The organism is Spirillospora sp. NPDC052269, assembly GCF_040679435.1.
GTDB lineage: Bacteria > Actinomycetota > Actinomycetes > Streptosporangiales > Streptosporangiaceae > Spirillospora.
The window spans coordinates 40775-63503 of record NZ_JBFAUU010000005.1 but is presented as its reverse complement, the minus strand read 5'-3'; the positions used below and the strand labels follow the sequence as shown (position 1 = coordinate 63503).

At 68.8% G+C, this 22729-nt stretch carries 24 protein-coding genes and 1 tRNA gene; 20 read left to right on the top strand and 5 right to left on the bottom strand.

Annotation, left to right across the window (positions count from 1 at the left end):
- Positions 1 to 583: 583 nt before the first annotated feature.
- Positions 584 to 1243 (top strand): HAD family hydrolase, encoded by a 660-nt coding sequence (locus AB0L06_RS11730; protein WP_500230923.1) that lies wholly within the window; start codon positions 584 to 586, stop codon positions 1241 to 1243.
- Here the strand turns inward: AB0L06_RS11730 and AB0L06_RS11725 are convergent.
- On the bottom strand, positions 1224 to 2501 hold the full coding sequence (locus AB0L06_RS11725; protein WP_500230922.1) for an NsdA family TPR-like regulatory protein: 1278 nt from the start codon (positions 2499 to 2501) through the stop codon (positions 1224 to 1226). The genes AB0L06_RS11730 and AB0L06_RS11725 overlap by 20 nt on opposite strands.
- 464 nt (positions 2502 to 2965) lie before the next feature.
- Here AB0L06_RS11725 and AB0L06_RS11720 point away from each other — a divergent pair, with 464 nt between their 5' ends.
- From AB0L06_RS11720 to AB0L06_RS11650, 15 genes are all read left to right on the top strand, one after another.
- Positions 2966 to 3343, top strand: a complete 378-nt coding sequence (locus AB0L06_RS11720) for a hypothetical protein (protein WP_500230921.1) — start codon at positions 2966 to 2968, stop codon at positions 3341 to 3343.
- A gap of 3 nt (positions 3344 to 3346) precedes the next feature.
- Positions 3347 to 3499, top strand: a complete 153-nt coding sequence (locus tag AB0L06_RS11715; protein WP_500230920.1) for a hypothetical protein — start codon at positions 3347 to 3349, stop codon at positions 3497 to 3499.
- Positions 3500 to 3886: 387 nt separating this feature from the next.
- A complete protein-coding gene (locus AB0L06_RS11710) occupies positions 3887 to 4327 on the top strand; it encodes a hypothetical protein (protein ID WP_500230919.1) in 441 nt (146 codons plus the stop codon).
- Complete coding sequence (locus tag AB0L06_RS11705; protein WP_500230918.1) at positions 4320 to 5135, top strand: endonuclease/exonuclease/phosphatase family protein; 816 nt, start codon at positions 4320 to 4322, stop codon at positions 5133 to 5135. Before AB0L06_RS11710 ends, AB0L06_RS11705 begins: the two co-directional genes overlap by 8 nt.
- Positions 5132 to 5491, top strand: a complete 360-nt coding sequence (locus AB0L06_RS11700) for a hypothetical protein (protein WP_500230917.1) — start codon at positions 5132 to 5134, stop codon at positions 5489 to 5491. The genes AB0L06_RS11705 and AB0L06_RS11700 overlap by 4 nt, the downstream gene beginning before the upstream one ends.
- 125 nt (positions 5492 to 5616) lie before the next feature.
- Positions 5617 to 6348: a GntR family transcriptional regulator gene (locus tag AB0L06_RS11695; RefSeq protein ID WP_500230916.1), complete on the top strand. Its 732-nt coding sequence runs from the start codon at positions 5617 to 5619 to the stop codon at positions 6346 to 6348.
- Positions 6349 to 6479: 131 nt separating this feature from the next.
- Positions 6480 to 6902, top strand: coding sequence for a plasmid replication, integration and excision activator (locus AB0L06_RS11690; protein ID WP_500230915.1), 423 nt, complete (start codon positions 6480 to 6482; stop codon positions 6900 to 6902).
- The gene (locus AB0L06_RS11685) at positions 6902 to 7177 is read left to right on the top strand and encodes a hypothetical protein (RefSeq protein ID WP_500230914.1); all 276 of its coding nucleotides are present in this window, start codon (positions 6902 to 6904) and stop codon (positions 7175 to 7177) included. Before AB0L06_RS11690 ends, AB0L06_RS11685 begins: the two co-directional genes overlap by 1 nt.
- Positions 7177 to 7500 carry a hypothetical protein gene (locus AB0L06_RS11680; protein WP_500230913.1) on the top strand — a complete coding sequence of 108 codons (324 nt, stop codon included), beginning with the start codon at positions 7177 to 7179 and terminating at the stop codon, positions 7498 to 7500. The genes AB0L06_RS11685 and AB0L06_RS11680 overlap by 1 nt, the downstream gene beginning before the upstream one ends.
- Positions 7500 to 7769 carry a hypothetical protein gene (locus tag AB0L06_RS11675; RefSeq protein ID WP_500230912.1) on the top strand — a complete coding sequence of 90 codons (270 nt, stop codon included), beginning with the start codon at positions 7500 to 7502 and terminating at the stop codon, positions 7767 to 7769. Before AB0L06_RS11680 ends, AB0L06_RS11675 begins: the two co-directional genes overlap by 1 nt.
- A 124-nt stretch (positions 7770 to 7893) precedes the next feature.
- Entirely contained in the window at positions 7894 to 9384 is a 1491-nt protein-coding gene (locus AB0L06_RS11670; RefSeq protein WP_500230911.1) for an FtsK/SpoIIIE domain-containing protein, read from the top strand.
- Entirely contained in the window at positions 9381 to 9602 is a 222-nt protein-coding gene (locus AB0L06_RS11665) for a hypothetical protein (RefSeq protein WP_500230910.1), read from the top strand. Before AB0L06_RS11670 ends, AB0L06_RS11665 begins: the two co-directional genes overlap by 4 nt.
- Positions 9599 to 11290: a replication initiator gene (locus AB0L06_RS11660; protein ID WP_500230909.1), complete on the top strand. Its 1692-nt coding sequence runs from the start codon at positions 9599 to 9601 to the stop codon at positions 11288 to 11290. Before AB0L06_RS11665 ends, AB0L06_RS11660 begins: the two co-directional genes overlap by 4 nt.
- Positions 11287 to 11535: an excisionase family DNA-binding protein gene (locus AB0L06_RS11655; protein WP_500230908.1), complete on the top strand. Its 249-nt coding sequence runs from the start codon at positions 11287 to 11289 to the stop codon at positions 11533 to 11535. The genes AB0L06_RS11660 and AB0L06_RS11655 overlap by 4 nt, the downstream gene beginning before the upstream one ends.
- 44 nt (positions 11536 to 11579) lie before the next feature.
- Entirely contained in the window at positions 11580 to 12878 is a 1299-nt protein-coding gene (locus tag AB0L06_RS11650) for a tyrosine-type recombinase/integrase (RefSeq protein ID WP_500230907.1), read from the top strand.
- An 89-nt stretch (positions 12879 to 12967) separates the two neighbouring features.
- Here AB0L06_RS11650 and AB0L06_RS11645 read toward each other — a convergent pair.
- Positions 12968 to 13041, bottom strand: a tRNA-Gly gene (locus tag AB0L06_RS11645).
- A 113-nt stretch (positions 13042 to 13154) separates the two neighbouring features.
- On the opposite strand from AB0L06_RS11645, the gene dcd reads away from it, so the two are divergent.
- The 3 genes from dcd to AB0L06_RS11630 all read left to right on the top strand — a co-directional run bounded on the left by dcd (position 13155) and on the right by AB0L06_RS11630 (position 17100).
- On the top strand, positions 13155 to 13730 hold the full coding sequence (gene dcd, locus AB0L06_RS11640; RefSeq protein WP_500230906.1) for a dCTP deaminase: 576 nt from the start codon (positions 13155 to 13157) through the stop codon (positions 13728 to 13730).
- A 372-nt stretch (positions 13731 to 14102) separates the two neighbouring features.
- Complete coding sequence (locus AB0L06_RS11635; RefSeq protein ID WP_500230905.1) at positions 14103 to 15338, top strand: quaternary amine ABC transporter ATP-binding protein; 1236 nt, start codon at positions 14103 to 14105, stop codon at positions 15336 to 15338.
- Entirely contained in the window at positions 15331 to 17100 is a 1770-nt protein-coding gene (locus AB0L06_RS11630) for an ABC transporter permease/substrate binding protein (protein ID WP_500230904.1), read from the top strand. Before AB0L06_RS11635 ends, AB0L06_RS11630 begins: the two co-directional genes overlap by 8 nt.
- 84 nt (positions 17101 to 17184) lie before the next feature.
- On the opposite strand, the gene AB0L06_RS11625 is transcribed toward AB0L06_RS11630, so the two are convergent.
- Together AB0L06_RS11625 and AB0L06_RS11620 are read right to left on the bottom strand one after the other, a co-directional pair.
- A complete protein-coding gene (locus AB0L06_RS11625) occupies positions 17185 to 17940 on the bottom strand; it encodes a ZIP family metal transporter (protein WP_500230903.1) in 756 nt (251 codons plus the stop codon).
- Positions 17941 to 18359: 419 nt separating this feature from the next.
- The gene (locus tag AB0L06_RS11620) at positions 18360 to 20495 is read right to left on the bottom strand and encodes a (Fe-S)-binding protein (RefSeq protein ID WP_500230902.1); all 2136 of its coding nucleotides are present in this window, start codon (positions 20493 to 20495) and stop codon (positions 18360 to 18362) included.
- A gap of 236 nt (positions 20496 to 20731) precedes the next feature.
- On the opposite strand from AB0L06_RS11620, the gene AB0L06_RS11615 reads away from it, so the two are divergent.
- Positions 20732 to 21328 (top strand): TIGR03086 family metal-binding protein, encoded by a 597-nt coding sequence (locus AB0L06_RS11615; RefSeq protein WP_500230901.1) that lies wholly within the window; start codon positions 20732 to 20734, stop codon positions 21326 to 21328.
- Between the two features lie 143 nt (positions 21329 to 21471).
- Here AB0L06_RS11615 and AB0L06_RS11610 read toward each other — a convergent pair whose 3' ends face one another.
- On the bottom strand, positions 21472 to 22680 hold the full coding sequence (locus AB0L06_RS11610) for an acetyl-CoA C-acetyltransferase (RefSeq protein WP_500230900.1): 1209 nt from the start codon (positions 22678 to 22680) through the stop codon (positions 21472 to 21474).
- Positions 22681 to 22729 lie beyond the last annotated feature (49 nt).

Below are 22729 nucleotides of genomic sequence, written 5' to 3'. Positions count from 1 at the left end.
GTCCGATGATCCCCTGCACGCTGGAGGCTTGAACTCCCTGACCAGTCAGGGCTGCGGCAAGCAGGGACAGCACCAAGATAGTCGGAAAGACGCCGTCTACGCGCTGTAGTCTCATGCGTGACTCCTTCGCGGGTCGTGCGGCCGCAGCTGGGAAGCCCTCTTAGCGGATAGCAAGCCCAGCTGCGGCCGCTCCTTTGTTCCGCGTCGCAGAATAACCACACAACACGCGCCCGACAGGTCTTCTTGGCGTGCCGCGCAACGAGCAGCCAGGGCACCGAGAACGCCATCCCCGACAAACGCCAGGTCACACCCTTTTCTCGACCCATATGTGATATGCATCACCTAGGCTGACCTGCGCGCACAGCCGCAAATCAGCCACACAGCGCCGCAAGTCAGTCGGTTGTATTTTTATATGCATTGACTGGGGAGAGCCTCCAGGCGAATTATCCACGACTTGATATATATCAAGTCGTGGATATGAGGTACCCGTGACGCGAACAACACGCTGGAGATTTGCGACGCCACCGGCATGAGCCAGGCTCTACAGCGGAGCGTCCGTCTGGATCGGCCATAAGCTGGGTGCATGATCCGAGCTGTGGTGTTCGATGTCGGCGAGTGCCTGGTCAACGAGACGACCGAGTACGGGACGTGGGCTGACTGGCTGGGCGTTCCGCGTCATACGTTCTCGGCGGCGTTCGGGGCGGTCATTGCTCGGGGGCTCGACTACCGGGAGACGTTCCAGGTGTTCGCGCCGGGGTTCGACCTGGCCGAGGAGCGGGAGAAGCGGGCCGCGGCGGGGATGCCGGAGACGTTCGGGGAGGCTGATCTCTACCCGGATGTGCGGCCGTCGTTGGCGAAGCTGCGGGATGACGGGCTGTGGGTCGGGATCGCGGGGAACCAGACGGTTCGGGCCGGGGGGATCCTGCGGTCGTTGGATCTGCCGTCGGATCTGATTGCCACGTCGGATGACTGGGGTGTGTCCAAGCCGGACACCGAGTTCTTCCGGTGTGTGGTGGACGCTGCGCCGTGTGAGGCGGACGAGATCTTGTATGTGGGTGACCGGCTGGACAATGACATTCGTCCGGCAGTTGAGGTCGGGGTGTTGACGGCGCTGATCCGGCGGGGGCCCTGGGGGATCATTCAGCAGGACGACCCGGAAGCCGACAGCGTTCCGACGATGCGGATTGATTCGCTGGCTGAGCTTCCGGGCCGGGTCGCTGAGTTCAACGCTGCAACGAACTGACGGTCGTCTGCCAGTCGTACAGGCGGTCGTCCAGGTGGCGGACGGCGTCGCTGTCGGCCCACGGTTGGAGGGCGCGGCGGACCTGGTTCACGCGGTCCATGCCGGTGGCGTACCAGGTGGCCGAGAGCTGATCGAGGGCCTGCTCGGCGAACGCGGCTGCACCCTCGGGGTTCTTCAGCGCGATCTCGACTGCGGCAAGGTCGCCGAGGATGACCGAGCGCTGCTTGGCGTTGGTGTCGGCCATCGACTCCAACACGGCTTCGAGCGTGGCCTTGGCCTGGGCGGGCTGTCCGGCCTTGAGCTGGGTGTCTCCCTTAAAGGACTGCAAGCTGACCGGCGAGAACCAGTTGAACCACTCGGGGGCCGGCGTTTCGCCGCCCTCGGCGAGAACGTGTTCGGCGTTGTTGATCAGCCGGAGCGCCTCGCGCGGATAGCCGCACCTTGTCTCGCACTCGGCTTCGACTGCGTCCAGCCATGCCCAGAACTCGGCCGGGGCCGGGCTGCGGCGGGCGTAGGTGCGGGCTGCGCGCATCCGCTCGGCTGACTCTTCCCGGCGGCCGTCCCAACCGGGGATGAACGCGGCGTGCGCCAGGATCGCGGCGCCCAACAGGGAGTCGTCGGCCTCGCCTGCGGCTTGGAGCGCTCGGACGTAGGTCGCGTCCGCCTCGTCCGGCTGGCGCAGGTCGAAGAACTCGATCCGGCCGACCAGTAGCAGCGCCTCGGCCAACGCGGTTGCGAGGATGCGGCGGGGGACGCCGGTGGTCTCGGCGAGAAGCTGGGTTCCCAGCTTGGTGTGTTCCAGCACCGCCGGATGGAGCTGGGTGGGCTGCACGCTGAAGTAGAGGCGGCGAAGCGCAGCATTGATCGCGGCGAAGTCGGCACCGACCGTTGGCGGCTGGAGCGCTGCCGAGCTGTTCGGCAAGGGCAACGCCGTCCCCAGGGCCTGAGGCGTTGTGGTGCCGTGCGCGACTGTTCCCGCGGCGTTCGCTGCCGGTCCGCTCGTCTCCCACGGCGGAGTGAAGCCGAGCTGATCGATCGGCAGTTGCAGGACCTGGGTCAGAAGCCGCTGGTGATCGGCTCGGGGCCACGGCGGGTTAGCCGATTCCCAACGGCGGATCTGACGGGCGCTCACCTGGATATGGCCCAGATCAAGAAGCGGCGCGGCTCTCGTCATCGCATCCGCCAAGGCTTGCTGTGAGGCATACCCGGCGTGCTGCCGAGCGGCCTTGAGACGGGTGTTCCCGGCTGGTCGCGTCACCTGATCCCACCTCCTACGTGGTGTCCTCTACGCCTCTGACGGTACCTACAAACGGTCCTTGAGCGGACACTGGGCCCCATCTCACCGGCTGAACGTCCTACAAGAGTCCTCTAGAGGACCCATAGAGGACCTTCAAGAGGACGTTCCGCCAGAGGACTCTTGTCGGCATGCGAGATGAGCGGGAAGCAAGTTCTTGCGTGAACTGCCGAGGGCGGGGCTGGAAGTGGGTCTCGGTTCGGCGCTTCGTCCTCGTCTGGGGTTCGGCCCAGGGGACACCGCCGACCCGGGAGCGGGAGACATGCGCTTCGTGCTCCTCGGGACGACGGGCACGGGCGGCGTGATGAGCTGCGGGGCCGGTGATCTGGTGAGTGGGACGAATTCCTACGTGCCACTGCGATGGCACACCGCCTCTCGGGCCACATCCCCAGATCACCGGTCCCGCTTCCAAGTGGAAGGGGCAGGCGGTGAGTGAGCAGCCGTTGAGTTTGGCTGAGGCGGCGGCGTGGGCTCCGGCAGCGCGGGCGCTGGCTGTGGAGTTGGCCGCGCGTGGCCTGGTCGCGAGGGTGCGTGGGCATGGTGCGGTGTGGACGCGGAACCCGGCTGGGGAGCCTGCCCCGGATGACCTGGTGGGTGCGGCGTTGTCGCCGGGGCTGAACCAGGAGGTGTGGTGCCGTCCGAACTGGCCGGGCCGCGAACTGTGGTGGTACTGGGCCTGGTCGGGGCCGAACCGTGGCGATCCGCCGGAGTTGGAGCCCCTGTGCCGGGCGTCCGAGACGGCGTTGGCGGCGGAGTCCATCGCGCGTGTGTTGGCGGTGCCGTTCGCTGACGTGCCGGTGTCGTGATGGGTGGCGAGTTCCCCCGAGATGGGTCCGGCCGCGTTCCTGGCTGGCCTCCTGGTCAGTTCCCCGCACCGGTTCCGGGTGGTGCCGGTGCTGGTCCTGGTGGACGTGCTGCCGGTCGGGCGACCGGACCCGGTGGTGAATCCGCGGGACGCCTGACCAACTCCAGGAGTGTCGGCCGTGCGGGGCTTCCGGATGGATTGGACGCCGGACAGGTCTCCAGGGCGATTCGGGAGGAGTACGGGAATCGCGTGGCGGCGGCCTGGTTCGGCCAGTTCACACGTTCGTGGTGGGCGGTGGTCCGCCTTGGTGGCGGATCTCGCCTCGTGGAAGCTTCGAGTCCTCGGGAGTTGCGTGATGCGGTGGTTCAGGCGGACCGATGGCCCTGGCCGAGTACAGGACCGAGAGCCACAGGCCCCCAAGCCACAGGAGCACGGCGAGTCGTTCGCCATTCCCGCTCCGGCCCGCTGTGAGCCGGAGGCCGATCGGGAGTCTCCGCCTGGCCCGGCCGACCAGCTAGGCAGATCAGAGGACCCGTCACCGCGGGTGCTGCCGCTGGTTGAGGCGGTGTACCAGGCGTCGTCAGAACTTCGTGACGCGGTTGCGGAGCGGGTGCCGTTGGACTCCATGGGGCTTGTGCTGGACCAACTGTTTTGGACCTGGGATCACTTCCTCGGCGTCCTGTCGGAGATCCAGGACGAGATGCAGGCCGCCCATGACGCGACCGCAACGGCGGGCCTGGCGGCAGGCACGATCTTTGACGACAAGGACGCGGTGCGGGTGCGAGCCAGGTTGCGGACGCTGGATGACGCCTTGGTGAACCTGGTCTCGTGCCACAACACCCTCGGCGGCGCACACATGCTCCTCAGCCACGCGACCTTCGCCCTGTCCCAACTGGACGCCGACAACCCCACAACACACGGCACGGGAGAGAACCCGGCGGGGGAATCCGCCGGAACCGACAAGGAGGCAAGGGCCGATGAGTGACATGCCGATGATGGGCACGCTGCGGGTCACGACGTGGAACCTGAACAACGGCGGGATCGACGGTGTGGACGATTCCCGTCTACAGGGGATCCTCGACCGGATCGCGGCGACGGGTCCGCATGACGTGGTGTTGTTGCAGGAGTGCAAGTGGGGCCGTGCGGCGTCCCGGCGGCTGCATCAGGTCGCCGAACGCCTGAACATGCCCGGTGGCCGGTACCTGGTGTCCGCTCCGCGGTATGGGTGTGACCTGGTGGCTTTGGTCCGTGAGACCTCGACGCTCCGCGTCGTCCAGGAGCGCCACGAGACCGGCCTTACGCCCTGGTTCCACGCCCTGCTGCGGGTAGAGGTCGCGATCGGAGCGGCCACGGGAACGCCACGCCGCGTCGACCTGTGCGGGATTCACTTCGCGCCCAGCTCCCCCCGCATCCGTGCCGAGGAAGCCGAGATGTTCAACCTGATCGGCAAGGTCGACGTGATCGCGGCGGGTGATTTCAACGCCCGTGCTCTCAGTGAGCGCCACCTGCCCGAGGACCTGGACCTGTCCAGCGCCAAGATCCAGCGCAAGCTCGACATCACCCCCGCCCAGATCATCGCCGCTGCGGGGTTCGTCGACCTGGGCGAACAGGCGGGCGACCTCACCCCCACCGTCGGGCACGGCATCGGCCCCGTGGCGCACCGTGCCGACCGAATCCACACCAACATCCCTGGTGTGGAGGTGATCGAGCACGCGGTTCTGTCCGCTGACGACGGGGGCCGGCGCCTGTCCGACCACGAGGGGGTTACGGCCCTGATCAGGGTCCCGGTATGAGGTGGCTGCACGCTACGAGGGCATGGTTCCGGCGGAACAGCGCGGGCGGGGATCTGGGCTGGATGTTCGACGCGGACAGCCGGACGACCGACGAAGAGCGCGCGCGCCGCGTGCATGAGACGTTGACCGCATCCCCGGTCACGGCAGGCTGGGTCGTCAACGCCCAGCCTCAACGCCTGGAGGGGTACGTGGGCGTGGCGCTGTGGGTGGCCCTGCTCGGCCCCGGGGGCGGTGTCGGCGGACGGCGGATCTGGATCGAAGCGTCTGGCGTACAGAGCTTGCTGGACGTGGCCGACCGGATCCGCTCCCCGGAGTTTCGTGAGGCCATGGGCGACTTCGGGGACTCCTACTCCTAGGCTGTGCTCGCCCGGTGGGGTGGCCGGATCGCGCCACGCTCGGGGCACGGGTAGAGGTGTGACAGGGCGAAAACACCCTGGGTACGCTTGGGCTACTCGTGTTGTCGAGAAGTAGGCGGGTCCAGATGTCGGACGACTGGCAGTACCTCCCGAAGTACCAGCAGATCATCGAGACGCTGCGGCGTCGGATCGCTGAGGGCGTGTACCAGGTCGGAGACAAGCTGCCGTCCGAGACCGAACTGCTCAAGGAGTTCGGGACGTCCCGTCCGACGGTCGTCCGGGCCCTGAACAATATGCAGCTCGGCGGAGAAGTCGAGCGCGTCCATGGGCGTGGAAGCTTCGTCAAGGAACCGCGCACGCTGGCCAACCCGGACCGCAGCCTGCCGGGCCTCGCCGTCCTGGACCGGCACGAGACCGCCGAGACGGTCAAGATGATCGAGGTGGGACGCCGTCCGATCCCTGCCCCGGTAGCCGAGCTTCTGGGCCTGGCTGCCGGGGCTCCGGCGTTCCTGCGCCGATACGTCGGCGTCTACGACCAGATCCCGAGCGAGCTTGTCTCACTCTGGCTCCCCCTGGACATCGCCAAGGCCGCGGGCTTGGAAGTGGACGGGCCCCTGACGGTGCCGGTGCGCAGGCTGCTGGCGTCAGCGCATGATGAGCGCTTGGTTCGCATCGATGAGCGTCTGTCGGCGCGGCCCGCCACCGAGCAGGAGACCGACGCCTTGGACCTGGGCGCGCACGAACCGATCCTGGCCGTCCTGGGCGTCCTTCGGGACACGACGGGCCGCGGTGTGCTGGCCGTTGACCTGGCACTTCCGGGCACTCTGCACGAGTTGACGGACTCGTTCCCGCTCTAATGTGACGCACGTCACTCAATAACTTAAGTCACCTTCGTTGCGATCGCCTCGCCCAGGGGTATGTTCTTGCTTAGCAACTCGACAACCCGAGTTGCTAAGTACAGAAGGCAGCGATCCACGGAGGTGTGACCATGGCGGTTCTGGGACGGATCCCGGTGAGCTTCGGTGACGTGTTCCCGCACGGCGTGTTCGCCACGGCGGCGGCCGAGCCCCTGGAGAACTTCGAGACCAAGCGGCAGGAGACCGACAAGGAGAACGGTCTCCCGGTCTGGGTGGTGGACGTCTACGACGCCGACCCCGAGGCCAACCACAAGAACAGCGCGATCAAGGTGAAGATCTCCGCGCAGGTCTGCCCGGTCGTGCCCGAGGCGGTGTTCGGGCCGTTCCGCCCGTGCGAGTTCGACGGGCTGACGGTCACCCCGTACGTGGACGACTCGGGGAAGCGCCCCCGGATCGCCTACTCCTTCCGGGCGCGCGGCGTCCGGGCTCCCGGCGGTGCCGCCGGTGGTGCGGCCAAGACCCGCCCGGCGGCGCAGACCAAGGACGCTGCCTGATGGGCGCGGGCAAGGGGCGCATGTCGGCGCTGACACTGCCGATCGACGCCGGGGCGACCAGTGAGTTCAAGGCGTTCCGGGCTCGGACCCCGCTGTTCTCGATCGTCGTCGGACGGGTCCTGGTGACCCTGACCATGCCCGAGCGGCTGCGGCCCGAGGACGTGGAGTTCGCTCGCACCCTGGCCGAGCAGGCACACCGGTACGCGGTCGAGGTGGAGCGGCAGTACCGGTCCGGCGGCCGGGTCCGCAACGAGCAGAAGGGGCGGGCGGCCTGATGAGCGACTACTCCTACACCACGATCGTCGTAGAGCCGGGCCAGTCCCCCCGCATCGGGGTCTCCGTGCACGGGGGCGAGTCGGTGACGGTCCTGGCCTGCACCGATGGGGATGTGGCGCAGGTGTCGGTGATGCAGGGCGGGGTTCACCTCACCTTCACCCCCAGCGACAAGACGGCGGTCACGACGGAAGACGTCATGTCCGCGCAGGAGCTGGCCAAGGCGTTCGCTGCGTACGCGGTCAAGGTCGAACGGCTCCACGAGCGGCACGCCTCCTCGTCCGGCGACTCGTCGGCTTCGGACGGCTCGGGGCGTGCGGCGTGATGGCGCTGGTGCTGCTGGGCCTGGTGCTGATGGCCCTGGCCGCGCTGGCTGGCCTGGCGCTGCTGGGGGAGTGGATGGACTCCCGGCGGGCGGTGCGCTGGGCTCACGCCATCGGTCGTCACTGCGGCCGGGCCTCCTGCGAGCCCTGCGTGGCGGCTGCCAAGGCCGCTGAGGCTGCCGCGAAGGTCGGGGCGAATCCGGTGCTGATCGTGCCGGTCATGCTCCCGTGGCCCCCGCCGATCCCCGGCGCGTACGCCCGGGTGACCTGAACCCATCGAGTTCGCGTGAGTTGAGGGCGGGGCGGCGTGAAGCTGCAACCTTCCCGCCGCCCCTTCCCCCTCGCTCGCTTCCTCTACCTGCGCAAAGTCCACGTCCCGAAGGGGGTTCCTCATCATGGCATGGGAGTTCAAGAAGCTCGGGCCCGGCGAAAACGTCGCCGTCGAAGCCTCCACAGACCCGTTCGCCGGGCCGAAATGGGCGCCGCCGGTCTGGCACATGCCCGAGGGCCTGGTCCTGCTGGTCAACCTCGTCCGGTTCCTCGTCCGCCTGACGGTGTTCACCGTCCGCAACGCCCTCCCCCTGTCGGTGCTGGCCGGTCTGGGCTGGCTGGCCTGGCGGTACGGCTGGGTCCTGCCCATCGTCCTGGTGCTCCTCGCCGGTGCCGGTCTCGGCGCATGGGCTGCGCTCGATCGACCGGGGTTCCTACGGTGGGTCGGCTACCCCGCCCGCGCCAAGTGGCGGCACCTCCGGGTTTACCGGCGCGACTGGCAACCGGTGATCGTCATGGCGGGCTTGTCCCGCACCCACAAGGGGCGCGAGTACCTGCCGTCGATCAAGCGTGTCCAGTGCGGTCCGTCCGCCGATCGGGTGCTCGTCCAGATGCTCAAAGGACAGGCCCCGGACGTCTGGGAGCGCGTCACGGCCAACCTTGCCCACGGGTTCGGTGCGTCGCTGGTCCGGGTCCGGCACGGTGGCCGTCCGGGACAGGTCTGGCTGGAGTTCGTCCGCAAAGACGTGCTCGCCACCCCGATCCCCGCCCTCCCCATCCTCGATGCCGCGGACGTCGACCTGACCGGCTTGGAGATCGGGCGATGTGAGGACGGGGCGCCTTGGCGGCTGCGGGTCCTGGGGACTCACGTCCTGGTGGCCGGGGCGACCGGTTCCGGCAAGGGTTCGATCATCTGGAGCGTGGTGCGGGCCTTGCTCCCGCTGATGGTCGCCGGGCTGGTCGAGGTCTGGGCCATCGACCCCAAGCGCATGGAACTGTCCTTCGGGCGGGGCCTGTTCGAGCGGTACGGCCGGTACTCCGACGATCCCAAGGGCGGCATGGTCGAACTCTTGGAGGCTGCGGCCGAGGACATGAACCGGCGGGCCGAGGAGTTCGGGGGCATCACACGGTCGTTCACCCCGAGCGGCCGGCACCCCTTCCGGCTCATCATCGTGGATGAGCTAGCGTTCCTGACCGCCTACTGCCCTGAACGGGATCTGCGCAAGCGGGCCGAAGCGGCTCTTGCCGTGCTGACCTCGCAAGGCCGTTCGGTCGGGTATTGCGTCCTCGGCGCGCAGCAGGACGCCCGCAAAGAGGTCAACAACCTCCGCAACCTGTTCCCCGACCGGATCGCGCTCCGCCTCGACGAATCCGATCAGGTCGACATGGTGTTGGGCGACGGTGCGCGGGACCGGGGCGCGTACGCCGACGAGATCTCGACTGTCCCCGAGATCGGCGCGGGCGTCGGGTTCGTCCGCCTGGAGACCGTCCCCGACCCGGTCCGCGTCCGCGCCGCTTATGTGTCCGACGACGACATCAGCGCCATGGTCGCCTACGCAGACCACGACACGGACGCCGATGACGAGACATTCGGTCCCACCTTGGGAGCGGCATGAACGCGCCACACCACTGGCTGGACGCGCTGCGCTGCCCGACCTGTAGCCGACTGAACGCCTCCTGGCTGTCCTACCGACCCGACCGGGACGGCGACAAGGTCACCTGCGACCACTGCGGCGGCCTCGTCCTGGTGCTCCTCGCCGATGGCCGCCTTTCCGAACTGCGGCCCCTCAACACCACCTCGACCAGCGCCGACACGACGGGAGGCGAAGGATGACGTTCACCCAACCCACCCTCGACGCACCCGACACACCCGCCGAACCGGCCGCGCAGACCTCGCAGGCCAGACCGGTGAAGGTGCTCCCGCCACTGGCGCGAGACCTGGTCAAGGCCGTCGCGCTCGAACACGGCGTGTGCATCCGGCCCGTCCCCATGCGCCGCGTGAACCTGCACACGGGGACCTCCGAGGTCGTCTATGTCCCGTGTGGGCACACGCTCGCGTCGGTCTGCCCGTCGTGCGCCGAGCGCAAGCGCAAGCTCCGCGCCGTCCAGTGCTCCCAGGGCTGGCACATCGACACCGAGCCCGAAATCGTCCGCGACGACCCCGCCGAGCAACAGCGCAACCTGATGGAACTGCGCGCCCAAGCACAGGCAGAACGAGACCGTGCCGAGGCCGAGGGAACCGCGCACGGCGAACCCGTCGAGTTCTGGAACGGGCTCCTGGGCGAAATCGATATCGAGATCGAACGCGCCGGAGTCCGGGGCGCCCTCAAGACCGGTGACCAGCCGACCCGGCGAACGCGGAGCACGCGGCGACGCCAGGACGCGCCGGACCTTCCCCGCCGCCCCGTGGATGCCCGGACGGTGGGTCGGACGTTCACAGCGCCGGGTGGGAAGACGTTCCGGCCGTCGATCTTCCTCACCCTCACGCTCGACTCCTACGGGCGCGTGCACTCCGACGGGACGCCGGTCGATCCGGACGGCTACGACTACCGGCGGGCCGCACGCGACGCGATCCACTTCGGAAAGCTGGTGGATCGGTTCGTGCAGAACCTGCGGCGGTTCGTCGGCTACGACGTCCAGTACTTCGCCGCCGTCGAACCCCAACGCCGCCTCGCCCCACACCTGCACATGGCCATCCGCGGCACCATCTCCCGCCGCGAACTCCGCCAGGTCGTCGCAGCCACCTACCACCAGGTGTGGTGGCCCTCCACCGATGACGTCGTCTACCCGAACGAGAACCTGCCCGTCTGGGACGACGCCGCCGGAGACGACGGACAGGGCGGATACATCGACCCCGACACCGGCGCGGCCCTGCCCACCTGGGATGAGGCCCTAGACGCCATCGGCGACGACCCCGAAGCCGAGCCCCTGCACGTGGTCCGGTTCGGACGGCAGGTCGACGCACAGGGCGTCCTGGCCGACACCCCGGACGCTCGCCGATGCATCGGCTACCTGACCAAATACCTGGTCAAGAGCGTCGCCGACTGCCACGAACCCGAAACCCACCGACAGAAAGCCCACGTCGAACGCCTCGCCGACGCACTCCGGTACGAGCCGTGCTCACCTACCTGCTCCAACTGGCTCCGGTACGGCGTCCAGCCCAAGAACCCTCGTAGCGGCGTGGTCCCGGGGTTCTGCAAGGGCAAAGCCCACAAGCGCGAACACCTCGGCTACGGCGGACGCCGCGTCCTCGTCTCGCGGAAGTGGTCCGGCAAGACGCTCGCCGACCACAAGGCGGACCGGAAGGCATGGGTCCTCACTCGCCTGGCCGAGGCCGGGATCTCGGCGACCACCACCGACACCGGACCGGGCTACGTCTGGGAACGCGCAGGACCGGCAGACCCCGACGTCAGACGCCTCGAACACCGCCTGCTCCTGCTCATCAACGAACGCGTCAAGAGACGCGAGCAGCTCGCACAGGCCATCACCGCAGAACTTCCGGCAACGAGGGAGGCAGCATGACCGCCAAGCGCACACTCACCCCGCCGCCGAAGCTCCAAACCGGGGAACGGCTCCTCACCATCGCCGAAGCCGCCGAGGTGTTCAACACCTCCGAACGCTTCCCCCGGCGCCTCGTCGCCGAACGCCGCATCCGCTTCGTCAAGCTCGGACGATTCGTCCGCATCCCCGAATCCGCGGCCCGCGAATTCATCGCGAACGGCCTGGTCGAACCCCTCACCGCCTCGGACATCTGGAGGGCCGCGTAATGCCCAACAAAGACGGGCACCGCCGTTTCGGCAACGTCCGCAAGTTGCCGTCGGGCCGGTTTCAGGTGCGCTACTCGGGCCCGGATGGTCGGGACCGAACCGCACCCAACACGTTCGCCAACAAGACGGAAGCGTTGCGTGCGCTGGCGTTGATCGAAGCGCAGATGCTCATTGGCGACTGGGTGGATCCGGAGAAGGCCAAGGTCAAGCTCAGCGTCTACGCCGAGCTGTGGATCCAGCAGCGTCAGAACCTCCGACCTCGTACGCGTGAGCTCTACGTGTGGCTGCTGCGCAAGCACATTGCGCCCCACCTGGGCGGCGTCACCCTCGGAAAGCTCACCACGCCGATGATCCGGGAGTGGCTCACGAACCTGGCCGGCGCTGGTGTCGGACGGACCTCGCGCGCCAAGGCGTACCGGCTCCTCCGGGCGGTGCTGATGACGGCGGTCGTGGAAGACAAGCTTCTCCCCCGCAACCCCTGCCAGGTACGCGGTGCGGGCACGGAGCACGCGGAGGAGCGGCCGACGCTCACCGTTGCTCAGGTCTTCGAACTGGCCGATCGGGTGGGGGCGCGTCCGGTCGGCAACTTCCGCAAGCTGGACTCCGGCGAGTACAGGCTCCGCTACCAGGTCAAGGGCGGGCTCATGACGCGCTTTCCCCAGACCTTCGCCACACGTGCTCAGGCAGAGCGCGCGCTGTGGAAGCTGGCCGAGGACGGGCACGCGGACGTGGTCCAGGACGATCGGCTGCGGGCCTTCATCCTGCTCGCCACCTTCGCGAGCCTGCGTTGGGGGGAGATCACCGCGCTCCGGCGGTGCGACCTCGACCTGAAAAATCGGACGGTGCGGGTCCGAGCAGCCTTCGTGGAGCAGGCCAACGGGACGATGCTGCTCGGGCCGCCCAAGTCTCGTGCGGGTGTGCGGACGGTCGTGATCCCCGATGCGATCGTCCCCGACCTGATCAAGCACCTGGAGAAGTACACCGCAGAGCCCTCGGACGCTCTGATCTTCACTGGGGTCAAGGGCGGTCCGCTGCGGCGGAGTGGGTTCAACAAGATCACCCGGTGGAGCCACGTCGTGAGCGCGATGGGGGTCGCGGGGCTGCACTTCCACGATCTTCGGCACACGGGCAACCAGCTCGCGGCCGACATGGGGGTGTCGACCAAGAACCTGATGGCGCGCATGGGTCACGACAACGAGCGGGCGGCGCTGCGGTACCAGCACAAGTCCGCCAAGGGAGATCGCGCCATCGCCGATGGGCTCGACGCGTTGGTTCAGGCCGAGCAGGGCCGGGACGACGACGATGACGACGGGGCGGCTGGGGTGCTCGTGCCGGTGGCCTAATGGCACGTTAATGGCACGGAGCCCGCGGGAGGCCCTGGAACGACCGAGGCCCTGGCTGGAGACATCGTCTCTGACCAGGGCCTTCGGCTTGGAGCGGGTGACGGGAATCGAACCCGCGCTGTCAGCTTGGGAAGCTGAAGTTCTACCATTGAACTACACCCGCGTGGTTCGCCTTGTGGTGCGGGCGAACGGGGACATGCTACCGGACGGGTGGGGGTGCGTGCATGTCGGTTGCTCTCGCGGCGGGCTGGGGTGGGGAGGCGGTACCTTTCTGACGTGCTGCTTTCCGATGGCGATATCAGGTCAGAGATCGAGTCCGGGCGGGTGCGGATCGAGCCGTTCCAGCCGGAGATGGTTCAGCCGTCCAGTGTGGACGTCCGACTGGACCGGTACTTCCGGGTGTTCGAGAACCACAGGTACCCCCACATCGACCCGGCCGAGGAGCAGCCGGACCTGACCCGACTCGTCGAGGTGGCGCCGGACGAGGCGTTCGTGCTGCACCCCGGCGAGTTCGTGCTGGCCTCGACGTACGAGGTGTTCGGGCTGCCGGACGATCTGGCGGCGCGACTGGAGGGCAAGTCGTCGCTGGGGCGGCTGGGGCTGCTGACGCACTCGACGGCGGGGTGGATCGACCCCGGGTTCACCGGGCACGTGACGCTGGAGCTGTCGAACGTGGCGACGCTGCCGATCAAGCTGTGGCCCGGGATGAAGATCGGGCAGATGTGCCTGTTCCGGACGAACTCGCCGGTCGAGCACCCCTACGGGTCGGAGCGGTACGGGTCGCGGTACCAGGACCAGCGGGGGCCGACGCCGTCGCGGTCCTACGTGAACTTCCACGTCACGAAGGTCTGACCGAAGCACTCCGAAAGGCCGTCTACGCGCGCGCGTAGGCGGCCTTTTTGCGTTCTAAACCTTGATGAATCAATTTGTGACCGAGGTCACTTGAAGATGAAACTTTCTCGATATGCCGGTAAATTCGATCGACGCACGGCAACGCCGATTGGTTGACAGCCGGATCGCGTGACACCGATCGCACATCCCGATTGGCGCCGCTGTGCCGGGAGAGCCCCGCAAAAGCGCAAAGCACGGACAAGCGCAACTCGAGACGAGTTCCCCTGCCCGCGCTCAGGGTTCCGCACCGGGTGAGAACCCAGCGCGGTGCCCTGAACGCGTGCCTCGGCATCCGGCCCCAACTGGACGCCCGTGGGAACGAGAGAGGAGAACGTGTCCACACTCCGCGCGGAAGGCGTCTACAAAGTGTTCGGCCGCAAGGCCGGGGAGGCGATGCGCCGCCTGAAGGCAGGCGCGTCTGTGGAAGAGGTACGCGAGCTGGGGGTCACGCCCGCGGTCGTCGAGGTCGACTTCGACGTCCGTGAGGGCGAGATCTTCGTGGTGATGGGCCTGTCCGGATCGGGCAAGTCCACGCTGATCAGAATGCTGAACGGGCTGTCGGAGCCCACGTCGGGACAGGTGCTGATCGACGGCACCGACCTCACGCAACTCTCCGCCAAGGAGCTGCGCGAGGTGCGCCGGCGCAAGGTCAGCATGGTGTTCCAGCACTTCGCCCTCTTCCCTCACCGCACCGTTCTGGAGAACGCGGCGTACGCCCTGGAAGTGCAGGGCGTCTCGAAGGAGGAACGCCACAAGAAGGCTGGGAAGTTCCTGGAGACCGTCGGACTCGGCGGTTGGGAGGACAAGTTCCCGCACGAGTTGTCCGGCGGTATGCAGCAGCGCGTCGGTATCGCGCGAGCGCTCACCTCCGGCACCGACATCCTGCTGATGGACGAGGCGTTCAGCGCCCTCGACCCGCTCATTCGGCGGGAGATGCAGGAACTGCTGCTGGAGCTCCAGAACGAGCTCGGCAAGACGATTGTGTTCATCACGCACGACCTCAACGAGGCCATGCGCCTCGGTGACCGCATCGCCATGATGCGGGGCGGCCGGATCATGCAGATCGGCACCGCCGAGGAGATCCTGATGGACCCCGCGAACGACTATGTCGCGCAGTTCGTCGCCGATGTGGACCGTTCCCGTGTCCTGACCGCCAGCTCGGTCATGGAGAAGCCGGTCGCCGTGGTGAACCCCGCCGCGGGACCGCGCGCGGCCGTCCGGGCGATGCGCGAGGCCCAGGTGGCCGGCGCGTTCGTCATGGGCCGCGACCGCAAGCTCATGGGCGCGGTGTACGCCGAGCGGACGGCCCAGGCCGTCCGGGACGGCGCGACCACGCTGGACGAGCTGATCGAGGGCGGGCTGGAGCCCGTCACGCCGGACACCCCGGTCGCCGAGCTGTTCAGCGCGTCCGCCGAGAGCGCCCTGCCGCTGCCCGTCTGCGACGGCGCCGGCCGGCTGCTCGGCGTGATCCCGCGCGTGACGCTGCTCGCGGCGCTGGGTCAGGCGGCGAACAACACCGGCGAGAACCGCGTCGTCGTGGACGAGGCGGAGGTGATGGCCGATGCGTAAGATCCCCGTCGGCGACTGGGCCGACAGTGCCGTCAACTGGCTGACCAACCACGGTGAGCCGGTCTTCCACGCGATCAACGTGGTGATCGGCGGGTTCGTCGGCCATCTGGAGAGCGCCCTCCAGGCCCCGCCCGCGATCGCGTTCGCGCTGGTCGTGGCGATGATCGGGCTCTGGCTGCGGGGTCCGCTGGCCGCCGCGCTGGTGTTCCTCGGCATGATGCTGATCGACAACCTGGGCGAGTGGGACGCGGCGATGTCCACGCTCGCGCAGGTGCTGGTGGCGTCGCTCGCGGCGTTGATCATCGGCATCCCGGTCGGCATCCTGGCCGCGCGCTCGGCGCGGTTCGCCGCGGGCGTCCGGCCGGTGCTGGACTTCATGCAGACGATGCCCGCGTTCGTGTACCTGCTGCCCGCCGTGTTCTTCTTCGGCATCGGGCAGGTCCCGGGCATCATCGCGACGATGATCTTCTCGCTGCCGCCCGGCGTCCGGATGACCCAGCTGGGCATCAGCCAGGTGGACAAGGAGATGGTCGAGGCCGCCGACGCGTTCGGCACCTCGCCCCGGCGGACGCTGCTGCGCGTGCAGCTTCCGCTCGCGCTCGGCACGATCATGGCCGGCGTGAACCAGGTGATCATGCTGTCGCTGTCCATGGTGGTCATCTCCGGCATGGTCGGCGCGCAGGGCCTCGGCACCGAGGTGTTCGGCGCGATCACGCAGCTGGACATCGCGGGCGGCGTGAACGCCGGTCTCGCGGTCGTCGTCCTGGCGATCACCCTGGACCGGCTGACCGGCGCGCTCGGCGAGCGGCTGAACCCCGTGACCCGGCGCAAGCAGGCCGGGGTCCACACCCGCGGCTGGGACATGGTCCTGCACTACCGGCCGCGTCCGGCGTTCGCGCTGTCCGGCCTCCTGGTGGTCGTGCTGCTCGCGACCGGGCTCGGCGTCGCCGGGAACGGCAGCGGCGGTGGTGGCGGCAAGGGCAAGACCATCACGATCGGTTACATCCCGTGGGACGAGGATGTGGCGATCAGCCACCTGTGGAAGCGGACGCTCGAGAACAAGGGCTACAAGGTCAAGCTGGAGCAGGTGGACGCCGGTCCGCTGTACGCCGGCATGGCCAACGGCAACGTGGACCTGTTCCTCGACTCGTGGCTGCCCGCCACGCACGCCGAGTACTACAACAAGTACAAGGACAAGCTCGAGAACCTCGGGCCCTGGTACGACAACGCGTCGATGCAGCTGGCCGTCCTCAAGGACGACCCGGCGAACTCGGTCGAGGACCTGGCGAACGACCCGGGCCGGTACAAGAACCGGATCGTCGGCATCGAGCCCAGCGCGGGCGAGATGAAGATCGCCAAGGAGAAGGTGCTGCCGCAGTACGGGCTGGACGGCAAGTTCACGCTCCTGCAGAGCAGCACCCCGGCGATGCTGGCGGAGCTGACCCGCGCGTCGAACTCCAAGACGCCGATCGTGGTCACGCTGTGGAAGCCGCACTGGGCCTACAGCAAGTTCCCGATCAAGCCGCTGGCCGACCCGAAGGGCGCCTTCGGCACCGCCGAGAAGTCGTACATGCTGGCCCGCAAGGGCTTCAGCGCCGACTTCCCGGAGGTCACCGGCTGGCTGAAGAAGTTCAAGATGGCCGACCAGCAGCTGTTCCCGCTGGAGGACAACGTCATGAACAAGTTCAAGGGCCGTGAGCAGCAGGGCGTGGAGGAGTGGCTGAAGGCCAACCCGGACTTCATGTCCAAGGTCACCTCCTGACCCACGCGGATCCGCGTCGACACGGGGCCGTTCCTTCGGGGACGGCCCCGTCTCGCGTTTCAACACCCCCGTCTCGCGTCTTCCTCACTCGCCGAGGGTCATGATCCCCATGACGGCGAGCAGTCCCGCGCCCGTCGCGCACAGCGTGAGGACGCGCGGGTGGCGGCTGTGCGCCTCGGGCAGGATCTCCCCCGCCGCCAGGTACAGCAGGATCCCGGCGAAGAACCCCAGGTAGATGCCGAGGGCGGACTTCGGGACGGTCACCAGCAGCGTCAGCGCGGCGCCCACGACCGGCGCGACGGCGTCCAGGGCCAGCAGGATGATCGCCGGACGCCGGTTCGCGCGGTTCAGGGACGCGGCGGTGAAGGTGTTGAAGCCGTCGGCGAAGTCGTGGGCGATGACGGCAAGGGCCACGAACAGCCCGACGTCCCCGCCCGACTGGTAGCCGAGGCCGATGCTCAGGCCGTCCACCATGCTGTGGCCGACCAGGGCGCACGCCGCGAGGATCCCGATGTGGCCGCCCTTCCCGGGGTGCCCGTGGCCGTGCGGGTGCTGGTGCGGCGCGTACTCGCCCTCGTGCGCCTGGTGGATCGCGGAGAGCTGCTCGACCACGTGCAGGACCAGGAACCCGACGGCGAAGCCGACCATCGGCGCGTGGACGTGCAGGACGTGCTGGTGCGACAGCTGGAGCGACTCGGGGACGAGGTCGAAGGCCGCGACGCCGAGGATCAGGCCGCCCGCGAGGCCGAGGACGAGATGGCGGCGGTCGTGGACGTGCATCGCGACGAGCCCGCCGAGCAGGGTCATCAGCAGGGACGCCAGCGCCATCACGATCGCCATGCGTCCGGTCCTACCAGGGCGGCGGGACGGCGCGGGCGGGAACCGCGTCCCCCGGCCCCCATGATCTTCCAGGGATCTCTTGACCCGTGGGAACGGCGTCCGGGCCGCCGTTCTCCGGCGGCCGGGACCCGTATCGGCCCGAGGCGCGGACGGGCCGATACGGGTGACGCGTCCCACAGTACGGCGCGCCCCTGAAACGCGAAGAACTTTTCACAACGGTCCGATGACGCCGGTCCGGAACACGAACCGACCCGGAGCGCGAACCGGTCCTGGAAGGCGAACCGGTCCGGGACGCGAACCGGCCGTGGAAGGCGAAACGGTCCGGGACGCGAAACGGCCCCGGCCCGGAAGGATCCGGATCGGGGCCGTCGGGCCGTGCGCCCTGTTCGGCCGCTCAGGCGGCCGGGACGGTCAGGCCGTCACTCGGACGCGGCGGCGACGGGCTCGCCCTTGACGGAGCGGATGAGCAGCTGGGAGACGTCCACGACCTCCAGCGACTCCTTGGCCTCGCCGGCGTTCTTCTTCTCGTTGATGGCGTCGCCGAGCATCACGAGGCAGAACGGGCAGGCGGTGGAGACGGTGTCCGGGTCGGTGGTGAGGGCCTCGTCCACGCGCTCGGTGTTGATGCGCTTGCCGATGCGCTCCTCCATCCACATCCGCGCGCCGCCGGCGCCGCAGCAGAAGCCGCGGTCCTTGTGCCGGTGCATCTCCTGCGTCTGGACGCCGGGGACGGTCGCCATGATGTCGCGCGGCTGCTTGTAGACCTTGTTGTGCCGGCCCAGGAAGCAGGGGTCGTGGTAGGTGATCTTCTCCTCGATCGGGGTGACCGGGGTGAGCCTGCCCTCCTCGACCAGGTGCGCGAGCAGCTGGGTGTGGTGGACCACCTCGTAGTTCCCGCCGATCTGCGGGTACTCGTTCGCCAGGGTGTTGAAGCAGTGCGGGCAGGTCGCGACGATCTTCTTGACGCCCGCCTCGTTCAGCGTCTCGACGTTCTGCTGGCCGAGCATCTGGAAGACGAACTCCATGCCCAGGCGGCGCGCCGGGTCACCGGTGCACGCCTCCGCCGGGCCGAGGACCGCGAACTTGACGTCCGCGATGTGCAGCAGCTCGGCGACGGCCTTGGTGGTCTTCTTGGCCCGGTCCTCCAGGGCGCCGGCGCAGCCGACCCAGAAGAGGTACTCGGTGTCCTCGGGCATCTTGTCCTCGACGACCTGGACCTCGAAGTCCAGCTCCTCGATCCACTCGAGGCGCTTCATCTCGGACATGCCCCACGGGTTGCCCTTGTTCTCGAGGTTCTTGAGCATGACGCCCGCCTCGCTCGGGAACGAGGACTCGATCATGACCTGGAACCGGCGCATGTCCAGGATGTGGTCGATGTGCTCGATGTCCACCGGGCACTGCTCGACGCAGGCGCCGCAGTTGGTGCAGGACCAGAGGACGTCCGGGTGGATGACACCGTCCTCGGCGACCAGCTCGCGGTCCACCTGCATGGCGAGCTTCTGCTCGTCGGTGAACTTCTCGCGCTCCTCCTCGGAGGCGAGCATGTACGGAGCCTTGGCCATGGCGTGGTCGCGCAGCTCGAGGATGACCATCTTCGGCGACAGCGGCTTGCCGGTGTTCCAGGCGGGGCACTGCGACTGGCAACGACCGCACTCGGTGCAGGTCGCCATGTCGAGGTAGCCCTTCCAGGTGAAGTCCTCGATCTTGCCGCGGCCGAAGGTGTCCTCGTCGGGGTCGGCCTCCTCGAAGTCGAGGGGCTTGCCCTTGCTCATCATCGGCTGGACGGCGCCCAGGCCGTCCGGGCGGCGCTTGAACATGACGTTCAGCGGCGCGATGAAGATGTGCAGGTGCTTGCTGTTCACGACGATGACCAGGAAGACCAGCGCGACGCCGATGTGCAGCAGCAGGCCGACGGCCTCGAGGACGTCCAGGGTGCTGTGGGACATGCCCTTGAACAGCTGGCCGACCGCGTAGGAGAAGTAGGCGCCCTTGCCGTAGGACAGGTTGCCGTTGGCCCACTCGACGCCCCGGAAGAAGAACATCGTCCAGATCACGTTGAAGATCATGATCAGGATCAGCCACGCGCCGCCGGTGTGCGAGCCCTTGAACCGGGAGTCGCGGTCCAGCTTGGCCGGCGCGTTCTTCACCCGGATGAGCGCGAACACGCCGAGGCCGATGGCGCAGGCGAGGGCGATGGTGTCCTGGACGAACCCGATCGGCCCCCAGGTCTGCAGGCCCGGGATGTGCTTGTCCAGCCCGAACAGCAGGGCGACGCCCGCCTCGAGGTAGACGGTGATCAGCAGGATGAAGGCCCACATGACGGCCGCGTGCGCCGCGCCGGCGACGGTCCACTTGAGCAGCTTGCGCTGGCCCATGACCTCGACGACCTGGCCCTCGACGTCGCCCTTGCGGTCCCGCTTGACGGTCAGGACGCGGTCGGGGTCGGGCTGGCCGCTCTTGAACCAGTTCCACAGGAACAGCACCCGGCGGCCGGCGAGCGCCAAGGCGACCGCCGTGCCGACGAGGCCGATTATCAACGTCGTGGCGTAGAGCACTTGTTCCGTCCTCCTGGGTACGGGCCGTTGGCTGTCAGCGTAAGGGCTCGCGACATACCGCACTTCATCCGGGTCCCGAATACTACTCGGCAGTAGCTTACGTGCGACAGCCGTCCCGTCCGGACACGGAACGTCACCGGCCGACCGGAATATATTTTATAAGATCCACTCGCCGATGATTTCGGGCGACGGGTCCGGTCCTCCTCTGCGGAACATCCCGAGAAGAGGAGCATCAGATGGCCGTCGAGTTCGACTTCGAGGCCGCGGCGCAGCGCCTCAACGGCGTGCTGGCCGCGATCCCCGACGACGCGATGGACGCCGCGACGCCCTGCGAGGGCGTGTCGGTCGCCGCGCTGCTCGATCATGTGAACGGCTTGACGTCCGGCTTCGTCCTGGTGGCGCGGAAGGTCGTCCCGCCCGGGGCGTCGCGTCCCGGCGCGCCGAACGCGGAGAACCTGCCCGCCGACTGGCGCACCCGCATCCCCGCGCAGCTCAAGGAGCTGGTCGAGGCGTGGCGCGAGCCGTCCGCGTGGGAGGGGATGAGCGAGGCGGGCGGGGTGCCGCTGCCCACCACCGTCCTCGCCCGGGTGGCGCTGGACGAGGTGATCCTGCACGGCTGGGACCTCGCCCGCGCGACCGGTCAGCCCTATGACGTCCCGGCGGACGAGGCCGAGACCTGCATCGCGCTGTTCGCGGGCCTTCCCACCCCGGACGAGGACGGGCCGCGCCCGCCGCAGAACGCGTTCGGGCCGCCCGTCCCGATCGCGGACGACGCCCCGGCGCTCGACCGGCTCGTCGCGCGAAGCGGCCGCAACCCCGCCTGGACTCCGTAGCCCCACCTGGACCTCGTACCCCGCGAGGACGCCGCGCCCCCGCCAGTACGCCGTACCCCCGGGACGGCGTAGGCCCGTGGACGCCGTGACCGACGCCCGTGGGGCGGGGCTGTGGCCCCTGGGGCCGGGGGCCGGGCGCGGTCTCAGGTGCGTTCGAAGACGGCGGCCAGGCCCTGGCCGCCGCCGATGCACATGGTCTCCAGGGCGTAGCGGGCCTCGCGGCGGTGCATCTCGCGCGCGAGCGTGGCGAGGATGCGGGCGCCGGTCGCGCCGACCGGGTGGCCGAGGGAGATGCCGGAGCCGTTGACGTTGGTGCGGTCCCAGTCGGCGTCCGTGAAGCCCCACTCGCGCGTGACGGCGAGGACCTGGGCCGCGAACGCCTCGTTCAGCTCGATCAGGTCGATGTCGGCGAGGGTGAGGTTCGCGCGCTCCAGGGCCTTGGCGGTCGCCGGGACGGGGCCGATGCCCATCGTCCGGGGCGGGACGCCCGCGCGCGCCCACGAGACGAGCCGGACGAGCGGACGCAGCCCCAGCTCGGCGGCGCGCTCCGGGGTCGTGACGACGCAGGCGGCGGCCGCGTCGTTCTGGCCGGAGGCGTTCCCCGCGGTGACGGTCGCCTCCGGGTCGGCCTTGCCGAGGACGGGCCGGAGCCTGGCGAGGCCCTCGACGGTCGTGTCCGGGCGGGGGTGCTCGTCGGTGTCCACGATGACGTCGCCCTTGCGGGACGGGATCGTCACCGGGACGATCTCGTCCGCGAACCGGCCCTCGCGCTGGGCGGCGACGGCGCGCCGGTGGGAGCGGACGGCCAGCTCGTCCTGCTCCTCGCGGCCGATCTTGTACTCGCGGCGCAGGTTCTCGGCCGTCTCGAGCATCCCGCCGGGGACCGGGTGGTTCGCGCCGCCCGCGGTCGTCCGGCCCCGGGCGAGGGCGTCGTGGAGTTCGAGGGACGGCGTGCGCACGCCCCAGCGCGCGGACGTCGTGTAGAACGGCGCGTTGCTCATCGACTCGGTGCCGCCCGCGATGATCACGTCGGCGACGCCGGTCTGGATCTGCATCGCGGCGTCCAGGACGGCCTGGAGGCCCGAGCCGCAGCGGCGGTCGACCTGGCTGCCGCCGACCGTGACGGGCAGGCCCGCGTCGAGCGCGGCGACGCGTCCGATGGCGGGGGCGTCGGCGTTCGGGTTGCACCAGCCGAGGATCACCTCGTCGACGGCGTCGCCGGGCAGGCCGGTGCGGTCGAGCAGCGCGCGGATGACCGTGGTGGCCAGGTCGACCGGCGCGACCGCCTTGAGGGCGCCGCCGAAGCGGCCGATCGGGGTCCGCAGGGGCTCGCAGATCACGACTTCGCGCATGGACGGCTCCTCAGGACGCGGGGGAAGACGCGGAGAAAGTGGCGGCGGG